The sequence below is a fragment of the Clostridium sp. BSD2780061688st1 H5 genome (assembly GCF_005845155.1).
Classification (GTDB): domain Bacteria; phylum Bacillota; class Clostridia; order Lachnospirales; family Lachnospiraceae; genus Claveliimonas; species Claveliimonas intestinigallinarum.
Genome location: NZ_SPGT01000010.1, coordinates 86952 through 104921, shown reverse-complemented (window position 1 = coordinate 104921; position 17970 = coordinate 86952). Strand labels below are relative to the sequence as shown.

Annotated in this window: 13 protein-coding genes; 11 read left to right on the top strand and 2 right to left on the bottom strand. The window is 56.3% G+C overall.

Going from position 1 to position 17970, the window contains the following annotated elements:
- Nucleotides 1-96 precede the first annotated feature (96 nt).
- The 4 genes from FGQ86_RS08340 to FGQ86_RS08325 all read left to right on the top strand — a co-directional run bounded on the left by FGQ86_RS08340 (nucleotide 97) and on the right by FGQ86_RS08325 (nucleotide 4329).
- Nucleotides 97-783 (top strand): ABC transporter ATP-binding protein, encoded by a 687-nt coding sequence (locus FGQ86_RS08340; protein ID WP_033124445.1) that lies wholly within the window; start codon nucleotides 97-99, stop codon nucleotides 781-783.
- Nucleotides 776-3382: an FtsX-like permease family protein gene (locus tag FGQ86_RS08335; RefSeq protein ID WP_138303491.1), complete on the top strand. Its 2607-nt coding sequence runs from the start codon at nucleotides 776-778 to the stop codon at nucleotides 3380-3382. The genes FGQ86_RS08340 and FGQ86_RS08335 overlap by 8 nt, the downstream gene beginning before the upstream one ends.
- A 102-nt stretch (nucleotides 3383-3484) precedes the next feature.
- Nucleotides 3485-4126: a hypothetical protein gene (locus FGQ86_RS08330; RefSeq protein WP_138303489.1), complete on the top strand. Its 642-nt coding sequence runs from the start codon at nucleotides 3485-3487 to the stop codon at nucleotides 4124-4126.
- Nucleotides 4127-4158: 32 nt separating this feature from the next.
- Nucleotides 4159-4329 (top strand): LysR family transcriptional regulator, encoded by a 171-nt coding sequence (locus FGQ86_RS08325; RefSeq protein ID WP_138303487.1) that lies wholly within the window; start codon nucleotides 4159-4161, stop codon nucleotides 4327-4329.
- 183 nt (nucleotides 4330-4512) lie between these two features.
- Here the strand turns inward: FGQ86_RS08325 and FGQ86_RS08320 are convergent, their stop codons facing one another.
- The gene (locus tag FGQ86_RS08320) at nucleotides 4513-8238 is read right to left on the bottom strand and encodes a choice-of-anchor I family protein (protein WP_243127200.1); all 3726 of its coding nucleotides are present in this window, start codon (nucleotides 8236-8238) and stop codon (nucleotides 4513-4515) included.
- Between the two features lie 275 nt (nucleotides 8239-8513).
- Here FGQ86_RS08320 and FGQ86_RS08315 point away from each other — a divergent pair, with 275 nt between their 5' ends.
- Genes FGQ86_RS08315 through FGQ86_RS08300 form a run of 4 tightly spaced genes read left to right on the top strand, consistent with a single transcriptional unit; the run spans nucleotide 8514 to nucleotide 13096 of the window.
- Nucleotides 8514-10139 (top strand): VWA domain-containing protein, encoded by a 1626-nt coding sequence (locus FGQ86_RS08315; protein ID WP_138303485.1) that lies wholly within the window; start codon nucleotides 8514-8516, stop codon nucleotides 10137-10139.
- A 4-nt stretch (nucleotides 10140-10143) separates the two neighbouring features.
- Nucleotides 10144-10830: a 5-bromo-4-chloroindolyl phosphate hydrolysis family protein gene (locus tag FGQ86_RS08310; protein ID WP_138303483.1), complete on the top strand. Its 687-nt coding sequence runs from the start codon at nucleotides 10144-10146 to the stop codon at nucleotides 10828-10830.
- Nucleotides 10831-10833: 3 nt separating this feature from the next.
- Nucleotides 10834-11922, top strand: a complete 1089-nt coding sequence (locus tag FGQ86_RS08305; protein ID WP_138303480.1) for a substrate-binding domain-containing protein — start codon at nucleotides 10834-10836, stop codon at nucleotides 11920-11922.
- A gap of 37 nt (nucleotides 11923-11959) precedes the next feature.
- Nucleotides 11960-13096 (top strand): toxic anion resistance protein, encoded by a 1137-nt coding sequence (locus tag FGQ86_RS08300; RefSeq protein WP_138303479.1) that lies wholly within the window; start codon nucleotides 11960-11962, stop codon nucleotides 13094-13096.
- 14 nt (nucleotides 13097-13110) lie between these two features.
- Here the strand turns inward: FGQ86_RS08300 and FGQ86_RS08295 are convergent, their stop codons facing one another.
- A complete protein-coding gene (locus tag FGQ86_RS08295; protein ID WP_138303476.1) occupies nucleotides 13111-14121 on the bottom strand; it encodes a LacI family DNA-binding transcriptional regulator in 1011 nt (336 codons plus the stop codon).
- Between the two features lie 283 nt (nucleotides 14122-14404).
- Between FGQ86_RS08295 and FGQ86_RS08290 the strand changes: the two genes are divergently transcribed.
- From FGQ86_RS08290 to FGQ86_RS08280, 3 genes are read left to right on the top strand one after another with little or no spacing between them, the layout of a single operon-like run.
- A complete protein-coding gene (locus FGQ86_RS08290; protein WP_138303474.1) occupies nucleotides 14405-15640 on the top strand; it encodes an extracellular solute-binding protein in 1236 nt (411 codons plus the stop codon).
- Between the two features lie 23 nt (nucleotides 15641-15663).
- Nucleotides 15664-17043, top strand: a complete 1380-nt coding sequence (locus tag FGQ86_RS08285) for a sugar ABC transporter permease (RefSeq protein WP_076777982.1) — start codon at nucleotides 15664-15666, stop codon at nucleotides 17041-17043.
- A gap of 3 nt (nucleotides 17044-17046) precedes the next feature.
- Nucleotides 17047-17919 carry a sugar ABC transporter permease gene (locus FGQ86_RS08280; RefSeq protein WP_076777981.1) on the top strand — a complete coding sequence of 291 codons (873 nt, stop codon included), beginning with the start codon at nucleotides 17047-17049 and terminating at the stop codon, nucleotides 17917-17919.
- Nucleotides 17920-17970: the final 51 nt, after the last annotated feature.

Below are 17970 nucleotides of genomic sequence, written 5' to 3'. Positions count from 1 at the left end.
TAATGGCCTTATAGAAAATCGGTTCTATAAGGCCATTGCTCTGCGGGAAGGAGCGCAACGGCAGGCCGGGGAGCCGTCAGCGAGGAGGTTATCTGTATGAGTATATTAAAGGCCAGTCAACTGAAGAAATATTACGGCAGCGGCGACACGCTGGTGAAGGCCCTGGACGGGGTGGACCTGTCTGTGGAGCTGGGCGAGTTTGTAGCCATCGTGGGCACGTCCGGAAGCGGGAAATCCACCCTTCTGCACATGCTGGGAGGCCTGGACCGGCCCACCTCGGGGAAGGTGTGGGTGGACGGCAGGGACATTTCAAAGCTGAAGGACGAGGAGCTCACCATCTTCCGGCGCAGGAAGATCGGGTTCGTGTTCCAGAGCTACAACCTGGTTCCAGTGCTGAACGTGTACGAGAACATCGTGCTGCCGGTGGAGCTGGACGGCAACAGGCCGGACAGGAAATTTGTGGAGGACATCATTGACATCCTGGGGCTTGAGTCCAAAAAATTCAGCCTGCCCTCCCAGCTCTCCGGCGGGCAGCAGCAGCGGGTGGCCATTGCCCGGGCTCTGGCTGCAAAGCCGGCCATCCTCCTGGCCGACGAGCCCACAGGCAACCTGGACTCAGTCACCAGCCAGGACGTGCTAAGCCTTCTGAAGGTGACCAGCAGCCGTTTCGGACAGACGGTGGTGATGATCACCCACAACGAGGAGATTGCCCAGATGGCGGACCGCATCGTGCGCATCGAGGACGGGCGCATCCGGGGAAAGGGCGGTGAGGCAGATGCGTAAGGTGAAGAACAGGAAAGTTATCGGAAGGCTGGCGGATCGGAGCTTTCAGCCCAGCCGCACAAGGAATGTCATCGCCGTGCTGGCTATCGCCCTGACCGCCATGCTGTTTACCGCCCTTTTCACCATCGGACTGGGGACGGTGGAGAATTTTCAGCTGGCCACCATGCGCCAGTCAGGGGGTGACAGCCACGGCGTCATCAAGAACGTGACCATGGAGGAGTATGAGAAGCTGGCGGCCCATCCCCTTGTGAAGGAGAGCGCGGCCTGCGAGGTGCTCTCCGACGGGGTGCTGAATCCGGAGTTTTTAAAGCGGCATGTGGAGCTCTGGTATGTGCCGGAGTACCACTACCCCCATCGCTTTCTCACTCTCAAGGAGGGGACCGTGCCTGAGAGAGCGGACGAGGTGCTGGTGGACGATATGACGCTCCAGCTCCTGGGACTGCCGGAGAAGACCGGGCAGCAGATCACCCTGTCCCTCCAGTTCGGGCAGCTGGAGCCCCAAGTGGAGGAGAGGACCTTTACCGTGACCGGCATCCTGAAGTCCGACCCGGCCCTGAATGTGGGATTTGTCATCACCTCCAAGGCTTACCTGACAGAGCATGCCGGGGAGCTTGACGCCTATCGGGACGAGAGCGGAAACGCCATCGGCAGTACCGGGAACATCCAGATGGATGTGAATTTTTCCAACTCCTGGGGTATCCAGAAGAAGCTGGACCGGGTTATTACGGAGAGCGGCTACTCGGTGACGGAGGGGGATCCGGACTATCTGTCCAGCAATGCCAACTGGGCCTACATCTCCGACGGCGCAGGTGAGGATCCTCTGACGATCGCAGGCGCTGTAGGGGGACTTGGCATCATTCTGCTGACAGGCTACCTCATCATCTACAATGTGTTCCAGATCTCTGTCATCCGGGATATCCGGTACTATGGGCTTCTGAAGACCGTGGGGACCACTGGCTCCCAGATCAGGAGAATTGTCAGGAGACAGGCCTGGAGGCTGGCAGTGCTCGGCATCCCGGCGGGGCTGGTGCTCGGATTTTTCATCGGGAAGTGGATCGTGCCTCTCGTGCTGGCAAGGAGCTCTTATGCGGGAGGAGAGGTGGAGGTGTCCCTCAATCCCCTCATTTTCCTGGGAGCGGTTCTTTTTACCCTTGTCACAGTGGGCATCTCCACCAGGAAGCCGGCCCGGATCGCGGCCCGGGTGTCCCCTGTGGAGGCGGTTCGGTACACAGAAGGGGCGAAGGGCAGGCGGAAGGAGAAGCGCACCACTGATGGAGGGAAGCTCTGGCGGATGGCCCTGTCGGGTCTGGGGAGGAGCAAGGGGAAGACCCTGGTCGTCATCCTGTCCCTGTCCCTTTCCGTAGTCCTTCTCAACAGCATTTTCACAGTGACCAGCTCCTTCTCTATGGACAAATTCCTGAGCCGGTTCGTCACCTCGGATTTCCTCATCGCCAGCGCCAGGTACTTTAACTATGAATACTTCGGCATGGAGGAGGGCATCGAGGAGGAGAACCTGACCGAGTCCTTCATAGAGGCCTGCCAGGAGCAGGAGGGCTTTGAGAGGGGCGGGCGCATCTACATGACGGCTGACCTCTCCCTGGAGGCGTCCACCTACAGGCCGACGGAGAACGTGCTGACAGATGAGAACGGGGATTTCTACTATATGATGGGCAGCAGCAAGCAGCCCTACTGGCAGGATAAGAACGGGAATTACAGGGCGGCTGTCTACGGGATGGAGGACTATCCCCTGGAGAAGCTGGAGCCTGTGGAGGGGGAGACGGACCTGGACGCTATCAGGGAAAAGCTGGCCACAGGGGAGTATGTGCTGGGTATGGCGGATGTGGACGACAACGGGAATGTGGAGGAGGACCAGATACGCTATCACGCCGGGGACGCCATCACTCTTGTGGCCCCGGACGGGCAGAAGAGACAGTTTGAGATCCTCTCTCTTGTGAAGGAGAATTACTACGGGCTGACCACCAGGAAGGGAGAAGCCTTTTCCTTCTACACCGCGGCGGAGGTGTTTAAGGAGATGGCCTCGCCGGAGTGTCTCATGAGCTATCTCTTTGATGTTGAGGACGACAGGGAGGATGACTTTGCCGGATTTATTGATACCTATACGACCTCTCAGGAGCCTCTGATGAACTATGAGTCCAGGCAGAGATATACCAACGAGTTCTCCGGCATGACCGGGCTTATCACCCTTGTGGGAGGCGTCCTCACCACTGTGGTGGGCGTCATCGGCGTCCTGAACTTTGTCAACTCCATCCTCACCGGCATTGTCACCAGGAAGCGGGAGCTGGCCATGATGGAGGCCATCGGTATGACGAGGCGGCAGCTGGCGCGGATGCTCATGCTGGAGGGAGTATGCTACGCCGGGTTTACCATCCTTGCCTCCCTGGCAGCGGGCTGTATCCTGTCCCTGACCCTTGTGCGGGCTCTGTCGGAGGGACTGTGGTTCATGGACTACCATTTTGTCATATGGCCCATGCTGCTGGTGTTCCCGATACTGCTCCTTTTGGGCGTCGTCGTGCCATATCTGGCCTGGCTTCCCCAGAGAAAGGAGAGCGTGGTCAGCGTCATCAGCCGGGAGGCGTAGACGGGATCTTTTTTAAGTGTTGAAAAATCTTTCCGAAAGTTTTATGATAGAGAAAGACAATGTGCAGCAGACTCTGACAGGATGAAGAAAGGAGAGCGGGAAATGGGCTTTTGGAAGAAGATAGCAGATGAGCTCAAAGAGGGGTTCGACATCGGCAAAAGGATTGTGCAGATTAATAATAAGATGCAGAAAGCCGGGACCACGGCCGTCCTGACGGACGAGGAGAGACAGTTTTATCTCGCCAACGAGAAGATGTCCCCGGAGGAGTACCTGGCAAAATATCAGGAAAAGCAGGCGCGCATAGCGGAAAAGCAGAGGATCAGCGCGCTGAAACAACAGGAGACCCAGTACCACATCGGGGGCCTGAACTTCAGAAGAGGAGGAAACGGGCTCTACTACTTTGGGGACGCATTTGTGGAGAACGCCGCCTGCTGGGCCCTGGTCAGCTTTATATGGGGAGGCCCGCATTATGAGACGTTCACAACGACGACGGGCACGACCCGCCCCAAGGGAAAACTGACAGGCGCTATCATCGGCGGGGCCGTCGCTGGCTTTGACGGCGCTTTTGTGGGGGCGCTGAACGGGACCCACAGGCACACAGACCTGAAGACGACAGTGCAGCAGGTGGAGAAGGACACGGTGGCCTACCTTGTGTTTGAGTCTGTGCGCACGGGAGAGCGGGTGCAGAAGCAGATCCGCTGCAACACGAAGATCGCAGGTCAGGTGGGAAAACTGATGGGGTAGATGTCCCGCGACGCAAGTAGGAGGTCCGCCAGGTGAGCAGCATATGGAAGTACAAATATTTTGTGGATGTGATCGAGAGCAAGAGCTTTACAAAAGCCGGAAATATGAACTATGTCTCCCAGACTGCCATCAGCCAGAACATCTCCTCCCTACAGCTGCAGCGTGCAGAAGGAGGCGGAGAAACGGCTGGAGAAGGACTGTGAGATACGGATGTACTATCCCACCAGCTGTGACAAGAAAAACGTACACAGGTTCATGAAGATGTTAAAGGAGAAGATGGAGAGCTGAATAGACAGGCACAGAGCAAAGAGACAAAGATATGGCATGTCCCGGGTGGGACATGCCATCAACTTTGTCTGCCCTGTCCTATGAAAGGCGTTTGCTTTTTACTGTGCTTTTCTGCGGCGGATCACGATGACAGCAGTGGCAGAACCTGCTGCTGCCAGTGCCAGAAGAAGATACAGTGTGTAATTGCTGCCGTCTCCGGTCCTTGCCGCTTTCTTTCCGGAGGTGTTCTGCCCGCCTGTCTGGCTATTGGCTGTGCTGGGCTTTTGATCCTCGCCGCCTGTCCCTGGTTTCTGCCCGTCATCCGGGTTCTGGTCATCGCCGTCTCCGGGCTTTTGTCCGTCATCCGGGTTTTCTGTGCCGGGATCATAGGCTGTGTTGGCGGAAGCACCGTAGACGGCGACTGTGCCGGACACCTCGCATGCAGCCACCAGATAAGCGTTTCCGTCCCAGCTCTCGCCTGCCGGGATGAAGCACAGTCCTTCCGGCGAGTTGTCGCCTGCGATATCCTCGCTGTAGTCTCTGGAATTGATGTAGTTTGCAAAGCTGATGTGTGCCGGATCTGTGATGTCGTAGACCATCACGCCGCCGACTCTCTCAAGCCCCACGAACGCATAGGTTTTCTCCCCGACAGTTCCCAGTGTCACGCTCTCGGACTCGGGTCCCTTCTTTCCGGAGCGGTCATCGATCGACTTATCGTCGTTGGAGCAGTTGAAGTTCTCCGGTACATAGATCGCTGTCTTTGCCTCGAAGTCGCTGCCGCTGTCAAACACCTCGGTCAGGCCGTTTCCGTCCGTCTCGTATACGGTGAAGGAGCGTCCGCCGAACAGGTAATCCAGGTTTGCATCCAGCCCGTCGTAATCACTGCTGTCGAAGAATACCACCTTCCCTGTCAGGCCGCTGTTCTTTGCCGTGATCTTTCCTGTCGGGGAGGTTTGGCCGTCCTTGAAATCTCTCTCGTCTTCGTTGAGATAGTCGCCCCACTCTCTGGAGTCCCCCTCGTTTGCCGTTACAACATAGTCCGTGCCGTCCACAGAGTAAAGCGCAATGCTGTCCGGCATGCGGATACCCCGCAGGGATTCGTAGGTCTTCGGATTATAAGCCTCATCTTTTTTATCAATGTCAACTGCTACAGTGCTGTAGTCTTCATAGCCTGCGGAGTAGATGCCTGTCACTTTCAGGCTGTTCAGGTCGATGGCTGCGATGGCGTTGGCCTCCTGCAGCGTCACGTATGCCGTGCTGTTTCCCGCTGCTATATACTCCGGCTCCAGGTCTGCTGACGGAACAGATCCCTTCTTCAGCACGATCCCCGCATCTGTGAGAGCCTGTCTTGCCTCCGCACTGTCATATGCCTCAAATCCGACGTTCACTGCCTTGCCGTCCGCAAGAGAGATCACCGTTACGGTTCCTGCCGGATCTGTCGCGTCTCCTTCGTATCCTTTCCTCGGCTCGCCCTCGTTCGCCGTCAGCACCCTGCTGTCATCCGGCGTAAATGTCACCATATCCGGCTGGGTGCCTGTCTCATAGGCTTTTTCAAATGTAAGGGTTCCGTCCTCATTGCAGGTGAAGAGCGCCACGCGGCCGCTGTCCGCATATCCTTCGGCCTGGATCGCAGCCGCAAGCTTTGTACCGTCAGCGGAGACCGCCACGGAAGTCATGTCGCCGTATGTAAAGCCCTCGCACTCTGCCTCGATCATGGATTTTACATCGATGTCACTGCCGTCCAGCAGATCCACGGTCTCGCCTGCTGCCAGCGTCTTCATGGGGATGGCGGTCAGGTTGCCGGTCTGTCCGTTGATGGCGTAGGCCCATCCGGTTGCCGTATTGTAGTCCACGATCTCCATGACACCGCCGTCTGCGTTTGTCATGCCCGCATCGTAGCGGCCTTCCTGTGTCAGGTTCAGGGATGCGGAAACTTTCCCGTTCTCGGTGCCGGCCGTCTTTGCTCCGCCGTCTGCGTTCTTCGTCACGCTGAAGGAGTCGATGAGCTCGCTGTCCGGAGATGCGCTGTCGCCGGCAAGGTTGTATACATGGACGGAAATCTCATTTCCTGTCACATCGAATACCGCGTAGCTGGGGCTGTACTCCTGGTTCCACTCCTGGTTGCCGATGGGGAGCTTGCCCTTCAGATATTCCTGGGAACCTGTCGTTCCGTCCGCAAGAACCGGATAGTCCGCATTGTTCGCTTTGTCGACGGAAGCGAAGGGAGTGTAGTACTGCATGTCAGAACAGCAGTTGCCGGTCAGGTAGATGGTGCCGTCCGGATCGTGATAGTTGTCCAGGCGCTCCGCGTTGCGCGCTCCGTCCTTGAGCACGTAGCTTCTGGAGTAGACGTGGTCGTGTCCGCCCAGGACGAAGTCAACGTCAAACTCGTCCATCACCTTCTCGAAGCCTGCGTCCACGTAGTTTTCAATGTCAGAGTCCGCCGCATGCTTGGCCACGGTCTGGGTGGATTTGTGATGCGTTACGATCAGCCACTGATACTGGCCCGCGTATTCGCTGACGGCTGCGTTCATGGTGGTGCGGAAGTTGTCCACCATGGCCTCAGCCTCGAAGTTATCTTTGGCTGCGCTGGGCACGCTGGCGTTTCCTGCATTCTCCTCATCATTCCCTCCCGGATAAGCGCCTGTGTTCAGGGTGACGAAGAGCACATTGTCATAGAGATAATAGTAGTTGCCCTTTGTCTCCATCTCCCGGCGCTCCGCAAAGTCATACTGCCCCTCTGCATTTGGGGTTACGCCGTTGGACTCGGAGCCGTTTGCGATCTCATCCGCCGTCGCCTGGATATAGTTGCCGTGGCTCTGGCTTGTGCCGTTGTTCTGTCCCCGGAACGTGGTCTTTACCTGGGCGAGCGCGCCGTTCTCATCCACGCCTGCCACAGACATTTCGTTGGGCAGATTGAAGTGGTCCTCGAACATGTAATGGCGGTCGTGGTTGCCCACTGCCGGAGCATACGCGATGGACGACATCTCCTCCGGGGCGAAGAAGGCGGCGTACTCGCTGGATTTGCCCCAGCTCTGATCCTCCACCTGGTCTCCGGCGGATACTACAAGGCTGACGCCCTCAGAGGCCAGTTTCTCCATCATGGTCGCCCAGCCGGTCTGGTTTGTGCCATCCGAAGAGTTCCAGCCCTGATCATCATGAGACTGGTCTTCTTTGATCTGCGGGTCGCTGGTGAAGCCAAATTTGAAGCTGTTGGCCGCCGGTGTAGTGTAGGTGTGCGCCTCAGACCAGGTCTGACCGCCGTCATAGGAGATCTGATATGTATATTCAGTTCCCGCTGCTAGCCCTGTAATGGTAGCCTCACAGACCATCTTGCCTGTGTCGGTGTACTTGCTTTCATCTACCTTTGTGGGGGGTGTAAGTTCACGTACGGTTGCATCCACCGTCATGCCGCCGAATTTTACCTGTGCCTTTGTCGTGCCAGCCGGCGCGTACCAGTTCAGGTTTACGGAAGAGCTGGTCTCCCCGGGCTGGAGCGTCAGGTATTCTACCGCACTGCCGCTGTCTGCGGCCGGTGTCTGGAGTGTATTTGCGCCTGTGGCTGGAGAGGCTGTAGTCTCCTGTGTACGTTCTGTTCTTTCTTCAGGAACGGTCTCGTCTGCTTCGGATGTTTCCACATCCATGCCTTCGGTTTCCGCCGCGTCCTGTGCGGTGCTGCCGTTTTCCGTTGCCTCCGCATCTGTCTTGGCGGTCTCCGCGTCCGGGGTGACGGTCTCGTCTGCCTGGACATTTTCCTCGGCCAGGGCGGATACGGGAGCACCCTGTGCGCAGAGCATGGCCGCTGCCAGTGTGATGGCGGCGCCTTTGTGCCATTTTCTTCTCATAGAATTCTTTCCTCCTTTTTTCGGATACAAAATTTCCAAAGTTACTATACAGGACAAATATTAAGTCGGGATGAGAGTTTGCGAAAAAATGCGTAAACTCCAGGTAAATCCATGCGCGGATGTAGAAATCCTACATGAGGAGCCGCGCTCTTAACAGGGAATTTACGTAGATTTTACCCGGAGTTGATAGAGCAAATGCGCAAAATGAAGGAAAATAGAGACAGAAGGATCAAACAGCGGCATGTGCCGCGCAGGTCGAAGAAAGGAATTGTCTTATGAGGAAAAGAAAATTTGGAACAGCTCTGACCTTATTCCTGGCTTTTGCTCTCCTGCTCACAGGATGCGCGGGCTCGCCGGGTGAGGCGAAGACGGAAGAGAAGGAGCGGGATGCGTCCGCTGAGATCATGAAGGCGGACGGGACGATCCGCATCCTGTCCGGCTCGGAGAACGAGGAGCTGGAGGCGGTGATAGACGAGTGCAGCCAGGCAACCGGCGTGGAGATCGAGATGGACTACAAGGGCTCTGTAGATATCATGCGGGCTCTGGAGAGCGGCGCAGAAGAGTATGACGCCGTCTGGCCGGCCAGCAGTATCTGGCTGTCCATGGGGGATGTGGACCACCTGGTGAAGCACAGTCAGTCCATCTCCATGACGCCGGTGGTCTTCGGCATCCGGGATAGCCTGGCGGAGGAACTGGGATTTAAGGGGAAAGACGTCTCTGTGAAAGACATCCTGGCCGCCATACAGGGTGGAAAGATGAGCTTCTGTATGACGAGCGCCACCCAGTCCAACTCCGGGGCCAGCGCCTACATAGGTTTCCTGTACGCGCTTCTGGGCAAGCAGGAGGGCATGACGGCGGAAGACCTTCAGGGGGAGCAGCTACGGGCTGACATCACGGAACTTCTTGGCGGCGTGGAGCGCAGCTCCGGCAGCTCCGACTGGCTGAAGGACCTGTTCCTCAAGGAGGGCTACGACGCCATGGTCAACTACGAGTGCCTGATCATTGACGCCAACCGGCAGTTGGAGAGCGAGGGAAAAGAGCCGCTCTATATCGTCTACCCCTACGACGGCCTGTCCATCGCGGACTCGCCCCTCGGGTATGTGGATCACGGGGACAGCCAGAAGGAGGAGGCCTTCCAGGCTGTGCAGCAGTATCTGCTGTCGAAGGAGGCCCAGAGTGAGATCGAGGCGACCGGCCGGCGCATCAGCGCGAACGGCGTCTCGGATGAGAATAAGGATGTTTTTAACGAAGAGTGGGGCGTTGACACGGAGCGGATCCTCTCGCCCATCCAGATGCCGGACGCAGACGTGCTGATGGAGGCGCTGAACCTGTACCAGACAAGCTTTAAGAAGCCCTCCCTCAACATCTACTGTCTGGATTTCTCCGGCAGCATGGAGGGGACCGGGGAGGCTCAGCTCAAAGACGCCATGTCCCAGATCCTGCTGCAGGAAAATGCCAGCAGGAATTTCCTGCAGGCGAATGCGGGGGAGGTCAACGAGGTGATCTTCTTTGACAACACGATCCTGGATATAGAGCGGGCGGCGGACGACTCCGACGAGGCTCTGGCGCAGCTCTACCAGAAGGTGGCGGACTTCCAGATCGCAGGCGGCACGGATATCTACAACGCGGCGGCGCAGGCTCTGGCTGAGGCGTCGTCCTACGACCTGGAAAAGTATACGCCTGCCATCATCCTGATGACGGACGGCGTGTCGGACTACAATTACCAGACGTTCCAGGAGGCCTGGGATATTCTCGGGATCGATGTGCCGGTGTTCTCCATCACCTTCGGGACGGCGGACCCCACGCAGCTGGAAGAACTGGCAGAGGCGACGGGAGGCCGCGTCTTTGACGGGACGCAGGATCTGACAGAGGCATTCCGCAGTGTGAAAGGATATAACTAGTACTATGAAAGATAAATGGAAAGAAATCGTAAGCATCGCTGTCTCCGCCATTCTGGCGCTTGTGCTTTTCGCCGCGCTCCTCGTGGGGCTTGGGTGGAACATGCTTCTGTGTATGGGGCTCTCCCTTGTGTCCTACGCCGGGTTCCTCCTGGTGCTGCGCCCGGTGAGGCGGATCGGGCGGATCGATATCGAGAAGCTGGGCAACGGGGAGGTACTCCATGAAAGGCTGCAGGAGGCGGGGCGCGATTACCGGCGGATGCGGGAGGCGGCGGACAGGATCCAGGCGCCGGGCCTGCGCCAGTCCGCGTCCGAACTGATCGACATTGCGGGAAACATCCTGAAATTCCTGACCGACAACCCGAGGAAGATCCCGTCCGCCAGACGCTACATCGACTACTACCAGGAGACGGCGGCCAACGTGCTGGAGAACTATGTGGAGCTCCAGGACACCAGGCTCCTCACTGACGAGTCGGAGAAGATCTTTCAGAACACAGCGGAGGCGGTCCTGACGCTCAAGGACGCCTTCCGGATGCAGTTCCAGAAACTGATGCAGAACGAACTGATGGATATGGAGGCTGACCTGAACCTGCTCAGGCAGACGCTACGCTCGGAGGGGTACGAGGTGCGGCAGGAGGAGGGCCGTGATAAGGGAAGGGACGGCCAGGGAAACGAAAAGGAGACAGGAGTGTAGTACATGAGGAAGAAGATCATAGGACTTGTTTTGCTGATCTGCGTGATGGCGGCTGTGGGAGGCATCTACCTCCTGACGGGCGGTTCGGGGGACGGCAAAGAGAAGGAAACAGGGAAGACACAGCCGCGGACAGCGGTATCCGGCTATGTGGGAGGCGAGAAGATCGGGTTTCTGGAAGACGAGGAGGTACTGTCCATCCTGGGAGAGAAATACGGACTGGAGGTGGACTACTCCAAGGCAGGCTCCCTCGACATGATGACAGCGGATCTGGAGGGGAGAAATTATCTCTTCCCGTCCAGCAGTATCGCACTGGAGTACTATGAGGAGCTCCACGGCAGCCCGGCCCAGAGCGAGATCCTCCTCAACACGCCCATTGTCCTCTACACCCATAAGATCGTGCTGGACGCCTTTGACAGCCAGGGGCTGATCACGAAGGACGGGGACGTAAACTATGTCGATATGGCGAAGCTGGTGGAGCTGATCCAGAATGATACGGCCTGGGCGGACATCGGCGTGCCGGAGCTGTACGGTACGGTCTCGGTGGATACCACGGATCCGGCCCGCTCCAACTCGGGCAATATGTTTGCGGCTCTTCTGGCGGATGTGCTGAACGGGGGGCAGACGCTGACTCCGGAGAAGGTGGACGAGATCCTGCCCCAGCTCCAGGCGATTTTCGGAAAGCTGGGATACATGGAGACCTCCTCCTCAGATCTGTTCAGCCAGTTCCTGCGGATGGGCGTGGGAGCCACTCCCATTGCGGCGGGGTACGAGAGCCAGATCATCGAGTACGCCATGCTGCATCCGGAAGAGTATGAGTCGGTCCGGGACGACATCGTCGTGCTCTACCCGGCTCCTACCGTGTGGTCCGCCCATGTGCTGATCGCTCTGGACGATGCGGGGAAGACCCTGATCCGGGGACTGCAGGATGAAGAGGTGCAGAAGCTGGCGTGGGAAAAGCACGGTTTCCGCACGGGAAACTATGAGATATCGGACAAGGAGCTCGGCGTGCCGGGCATCGCTGACAATATCACCCAGGTGGCGCAGGTACCCTCCTACGATGTGATGCGCCGGATCATAGACGGGCTCCGGTAAAGGACCCGGCGAAAATAACAGAAAGGAAAGAATGGCTATGGCAGAGATAACCCTGGATATGTTGAGAAAGCAGAGAGGACAGGCGGAGGATGCACCGGCGGAGGAGACGCCGGCCGCCCTGAAGGAGCAGATCACTTCACTCACGCCGGAGGAGAGGCGCAAGGTGGAGGAGCTGAAGGAGCAGATCGACTTGACGGACTCCCAGATGCTGATGCAGTACGGCGCCGGGGCGAAGCAGAACATCGCGGATTTCTCCGAGAATATCCTGAATAACGTCCGCGCAAAGGACACAGGATATGTGGGTGAGCTGATGACCGGACTTATCGCCAATGTGGAGGGACTGGACTTTGACTCCCTGGAGAAAGAGGGCGGGATCATGGGCATTTTTAAGAAGGCGGAGTCCAAAGTGAAGAAATTCCTCATGCAGTACGAGAAGCTGGAAGTCCAGGTGGACAGGATCGAGGGCAAGCTGGAGGAGGCCCGGATGGAGATGCTCAAAGACATCGGCATGCTGGACGCCATGTATGAGAAAAACCTGTCCTACTTCCGGCAGCTTCAGCTCTACATCGCGGCAGGAGAAGAGAAACTGCGGGAACTGCGGGAGCAGACGCTCCCCTCCCTGCGGGCCGAGGCCGAGAGGAGCGGCGATCCCATGAACGCCCAGATCGTCCGGGATTTTGAGGACACGGTGAACCAGTTTGAGAAGAAGATCCACGACCTGAAGACGAGCCGGACCATCGCCATCCAGACGGCTCCCCAGCTCCGGCTCGTGCAGAACAATGACAAGCTTCTGGCTGACAAGATCCAGACAGCGATCCAGGAGACAATCCCTTTGTGGAAGAGCCAGATGGTCATGGCGCTGGGGCTGTACCGGCAGCAGGAGGCTTTGAAGCTGCAGCGAAATATTACCGATACGACGAACCAGCTCCTTTTGCAGAACTCGGAAAAGCTCAGGCAGAACACCCTGGACGTGGCGAGGGAGTCAGAGCGGAGCATCGTGGATATCGCGACGCTGAAGAAGGCGAACGAGAACCTGATCAGCACCATGAGCGAGGCGGTCCGCATCCAGCAGGAGGGCCGCAGGAAACGGCAGGAGGCGGAGGCGGAGCTGGAGAAGCTGGAGCACGATATACGGGCGTCGCTTCTGGGAAATCCCGGAGCTGATGTAAGATAAGACAAAGGCGGATCCTATACGGCAGGATCCGCCTTTTTTCTGGCTGTGTCTGTTGAGCTCCTCACCACCAGGCGGGCGTGGAGCAGCAGAGTGCCGATAGCCACATGGTTCATCAGGCTCTCCAGGGCGTAGTAGCCGCTTTTCCCAAGCTGTACCCGCTCCTGGCGCACGGTGGTGAGGGGCGGGGAGGTGTAGGCACAGATGGGAAGGTCGTCAAAGCCGATGATGCTCACATCGGCGGGAACCTTAAGGCCCATCTGCTGACACTGCACAAGAGCCGCGTTGGCGATCTGATCGTGGCTGCAGATGACGGCTGTGACGCCCATCTTCAAAAGGCGGGGCAGATGTTTCTCCATGCACTGGGAGGTGTAGTAGGAAGCCCCGGCGCAGGTGGGATCCGTCTTCAGACCGTTCTGGCGGAGGGCTGCGAAGAAGGCCTTGTGACGCACCTGCATGATGTGGGAGCCCAGAGCGTGGCTTAAGTATCCGATCTTCTTGTGTCCCAGCTTCTTCAGATGGGCCACTGCCAGCTCCATGCCCTCGTTGTTGTCAATTCCCACATAGGCGATGTGGGGATTGGCCATGACGTAGTTGTCGTAGAGGACAGTGGAGGTGTGGCTTGTGTGGAAGTCCTTCATCCAGGGATCGCTTAAGGAAAATCCCAGAACAAAAGAGCCCAGGTAATCGTTCTTCAGCATGAAAGCGTCGTAGGAGGAGCTTTTCTGCAGCTTTTCCGTCACCGGGACGATATCTACTGTGTAGCCTGCCGGCTCTGCCATCTGCCGGAAGCCGAGGATGATCTCATAGCCGAACTGGTGTGGTTCCTGGTACTCCATATTTTCTATAAGGATGCAGAGCTTCCGGACGCCGCCGGGGCGGCGCAGTTTGGAGTATCCCATCTCCACCGCTGTCTCCAGTACATTTTTTTGTAAAGTTTCGCTGATGTCTGATGCACCGTTGAGAGCTTTGGACACTGTTCCCTTGGAAATCCCCAGCCTGTCCGCAATATCCTGTATTGTAGCCATTTTTTCGGCCCCCCTCTTATGTGGAAATAGATATATTTATTATAGAGGAAAGTTTCGGGGAAATCAATGTGATATTGCGTAAAAATACAATAAGTTTCGGCGAGTTTAGAAAAGAGAGAACAAGGAATATTGTGAAAATGCATAAAGATTTGGATTGCAATCTATGAAAAACATATAATTCAAAGAAAACGCACAATATTTTTATTGACGAGGTGAGATAAATAGAGTATGCTGTTAAAAGAACGAAACAATACGAAACTTTTGAAGAAATGGAGATGAAGTGATGATGAAAAGAGGGTTGGCTCTGCTGCTCGCAGCAGGGCTGCTGGCAGGACTGACCGGATGCGCCGCCTCGGGAGAGGGTGCTTCCGATGGCGCGGAGAAGGTCCGGCTTATGGTATGGTCTCCGTCCAATGACCAGTCAAAGGACAGCGGAGAATGGCTTCAGACAATGTGCGAGAGGTTTGCCGATGAGCATCCTGAGTGGGACATTACATTTGTCTACGGTGTGGCCGACGAGGCCAGCGCTGCCGGGCAGGTGTCCCAGGACCCGGAGGCCAGCGCGGATGTGTTCATGTTTGCCAACGACACGTTGACCACCATGACGGACGCCAATGCACTGGCGAAATTCGGCGGAAAGTACAGAGATGAGATCGAGTCAAACAACTCGGAGGAGGTTATCGCGTCCCTTACCATGGACGACAACCTCTACGGCGTGCCTTTCACCACCAACACATGGTTCATGTACTACGACAAATCGGTATTTTCCGAGGAGGATATCAAGAACCTTGACACCATGCTGGAGAAGGGAGTGGTATCCTTCCCCTTCACAAACTCCTGGTATCTGCCGGCCTTCTATATCGGCAACGGCTGCACCCTGTTCGGAGACGGTACTGATGAGGACGCAGGCGTGGATTTTGGCGGTGAGAAAGCACAGGAAGTGACGGATTATCTGATCGATCTGGAGAGCCATCCGAATTTCCGCATCGATGCCGACGGTTCCGGTATCGCGGGACTCCGCGACGGCAGCATCAACGCCATGTTCTCCGGATCATGGGACGCCAACGCGGTGAAGGAAGCGCTGGGCGACAATATGGGGGTTGCCTCTCTGCCTTCCTACACGCTGAACGGGAAAGAAGTGCAGATGATGGCTTACGCCGGATCCAAGGCCATTGGTGTCAATCCAAACTGTGACAACATGGTGGCGGCCATCGAGCTGGCTGTGTTCCTTGGATCTGAGGAGGCGCAGCAGGCACACTACGAGATGTGCAGCGTCATCCCCTGCCACACGGAACTGCTGGAGCAGCCGGATTTTGCCGGGGACGAGCTTGTGGCTGCCCAGAACAATACATTTGAAAACACGTCCATCCTTCAGCCTTTTGTGTCTAAGATGAACAACTGCTGGACGCCTGTGGAGAACATGGGCAAGGGTATCCGAAACGGAAACATTACCCACGACAACGCGGCGGAGCAGACCGAAGAGATGAACGATGCAATGAACAGTGATGGAATTTCATAACAGAAGGCAATGAGGTGACGAGGATGGGAATTATAAAAAAGAAAGTAAATGATTTTCCGACTCCCTATACATGTACGAGAGCCATCAGAGAGGGCGGTATGGAGACAAAGCTCTCCATGGTCCTCATGGGATTTGGAAATATTATGCACGGACAGATCATAAAAGGATTGATTTATCTGGCCGTGGAAGTGGCATACATTGTGTTTATGGTGGTAAACGGGGCCGGCTTTCTGGCCATGCTCCCCTCCCTGGGTTCCGTACCCCAGAAGGAAGTGTGGGATGAGGCAAACCAGATCTACACATACACAGAGGGCGATCAGTCGGTGCTGATCCTTCTGTACGGCGTGGCTACCGTGCTTCTGACGCTGCTTATGGTCTGCGCATGGCGGGGAGCTTTAAGAAGCGCCTACAAGGCGGAGTGCCTGGCAAAAGAGGGACGCCACGTCAACAATTTCAGAGAGGATCTGAAATCCCTGCTTCACGAGAACCTGCACAGGCTTCTCATGACGCCGCCGGTGGTATTTATCTTTGCCTTTACCGTGCTGCCGCTGATCTTTATGATCTGCATGGCGTTCACGAACTACAGCAAGATCGACAACCATCTGATGCTGTTTGACTGGGTGGGGCTTGAAAACTTCGCGGCCCTCTTTGACTCCGGCAGTATCATCGGAAGCACATTCTGGCCTGTGCTGGTATGGACTCTTGTGTGGGCATTCTTTGCCACATTCAGCAACTATATCTTCGGTATGATCGTGTCTCTTCTGATCAACCGGAAGGGGACAAGGGCCAAAGGCTTCTGGAGGTTCTGCTTTGTGCTCTCCTGTGCGGTGCCTATGTTCGTATCCCTTCTGATCATGCGGACTATGCTGCAGCCCGAGGGAGCCATCAACGTGCTGCTGAGAAATCTGGGCCTCATTGCCCAGGATGCCAGCCTTCCATTCTTCACGGATCCAACATGGGCCCGTGTGACGGTCATCGTGGTCAATATCTGGGTAGGTGTTCCCTACACCCTGCTGCAGCTTACCGGCGTGCTTCAGAATATTCCGGCGGAGCTCTACGAGGCGGCCAAGGTGGACGGAGCCAACGCATTCCAGACTTTTACAAAGATCACGCTGCCCTACATGCTGTACGTGACGACACCGTACCTTATCGTTACATTTACAGGAAACGTCAACAACTTTAACGTCATCTACCTGCTGTCGGGAGGAGACCCGGTGACGGATCTGTCGTCCACGGCAGGAAGCACGGACCTGCTTGTAACCTGGCTGTACAAGCTGACCATTGACAAGCAGTACTACAATATCGGTGCGGTCATCGGTATCCTGACGTTCATCATTCTGGCTGTGGGAGCTCTGTTCACATACCGGAACAGCAAATCATACAAAGAAGAAGGAGGGTTTTAGAAAATGGCAGGACAGAAAATGCATTCTGCAAAGAGAAGACGTTTTATCAACAACTCCATCGTCCATGTGGTGCTGGGTGTGCTGGCTGTCATCTGGGTGTTCCCCATCATCTGGGTCATCCTAACCAGCTTCCGGGCAGAGAAAGGGTCCTACGTGTCCACCTTCTTCCCCCAGTCCTTTACGCTGGATAACTATGTGAAACTATTTACGGATACATCCATTCTGAACTTCCCGCAGATGTTCATGAATACGCTGATCATCGCCATCTTTTCCTGTATCCTTTCGACTTTCTATGTGCTGGCGGTTTCCTACTGCCTGTCCAGGCTGAAATTTAAGCTGAGAAAGCCCTACATGAATATGGCCATGATCCTGGGACTGTTCCCCGGCTTCATGTCCATGATAGCCGTGTACTTTATACTGAAGGCAATGGGAATGACGGAGGGTAATCTGATCCGGGTTGCGCTGATCCTTGTGTACTCCGGAGGAGCCGGCCTTTCCTTCCAGATCGCCAAAGGATTTTTCGACACCATCCCCATCGCGGTGGATGAGGCGGCGCTTCTGGACGGATGTACGAGATGGCAGATCTTCACAAAGATCACGCTGCCCTTAAGCAAGCCCATCATTATCTACACAGTACTGACGTCCTTCATGTCACCCTGGCTGGACTTCATTTTTGCCAAAGTTATCTGCCGGGCTAACTCGGATCAGTACACCATCGCCATCGGGCTGTGGCAGATGCTGCAGAAGGAGTACATCGACAGCTGGTATACAAGCTTTGCCGCAGGCGCGGTGCTGATCTCCATACCGATCGCCGCTCTCTTCCTGTTCATGCAGAGATACTACGTGGACGGACTTTCCGGAGCAGTGAAAGGTTAAGAGAGCTGTGTGCCATAAAGGATAAATATAAACTACAGTATGAGGTGTGGC

Coding starts and splice junctions, on each gene's coding strand:
- FGQ86_RS08290 (WP_138303474.1), top strand. CDS start 14,405: ATGATGAAAAGAGGGTTGGCTCTGCTGCTCGCAGCAGGGCTGCTGGCA.
- FGQ86_RS08300 (WP_138303479.1), top strand. CDS start 11,960: ATGGCAGAGATAACCCTGGATATGTTGAGAAAGCAGAGAGGACAGGCG.
- FGQ86_RS08305 (WP_138303480.1), top strand. CDS start 10,834: ATGAGGAAGAAGATCATAGGACTTGTTTTGCTGATCTGCGTGATGGCG.
- FGQ86_RS08310 (WP_138303483.1), top strand. CDS start 10,144: ATGAAAGATAAATGGAAAGAAATCGTAAGCATCGCTGTCTCCGCCATT.
- FGQ86_RS08280 (WP_076777981.1), top strand. CDS start 17,047: ATGGCAGGACAGAAAATGCATTCTGCAAAGAGAAGACGTTTTATCAAC.
- FGQ86_RS08340 (WP_033124445.1), top strand. CDS start 97: ATGAGTATATTAAAGGCCAGTCAACTGAAGAAATATTACGGCAGCGGC.
- FGQ86_RS08335 (WP_138303491.1), top strand. CDS start 776: ATGCGTAAGGTGAAGAACAGGAAAGTTATCGGAAGGCTGGCGGATCGG.
- FGQ86_RS08315 (WP_138303485.1), top strand. CDS start 8,514: ATGAGGAAAAGAAAATTTGGAACAGCTCTGACCTTATTCCTGGCTTTT.
- FGQ86_RS08285 (WP_076777982.1), top strand. CDS start 15,664: ATGGGAATTATAAAAAAGAAAGTAAATGATTTTCCGACTCCCTATACA.
- FGQ86_RS08320 (WP_243127200.1), bottom strand. CDS start 8,238: ATGAGAAGAAAATGGCACAAAGGCGCCGCCATCACACTGGCAGCGGCC.
- FGQ86_RS08295 (WP_138303476.1), bottom strand. CDS start 14,121: ATGGCTACAATACAGGATATTGCGGACAGGCTGGGGATTTCCAAGGGA.
- FGQ86_RS08330 (WP_138303489.1), top strand. CDS start 3,485: ATGGGCTTTTGGAAGAAGATAGCAGATGAGCTCAAAGAGGGGTTCGAC.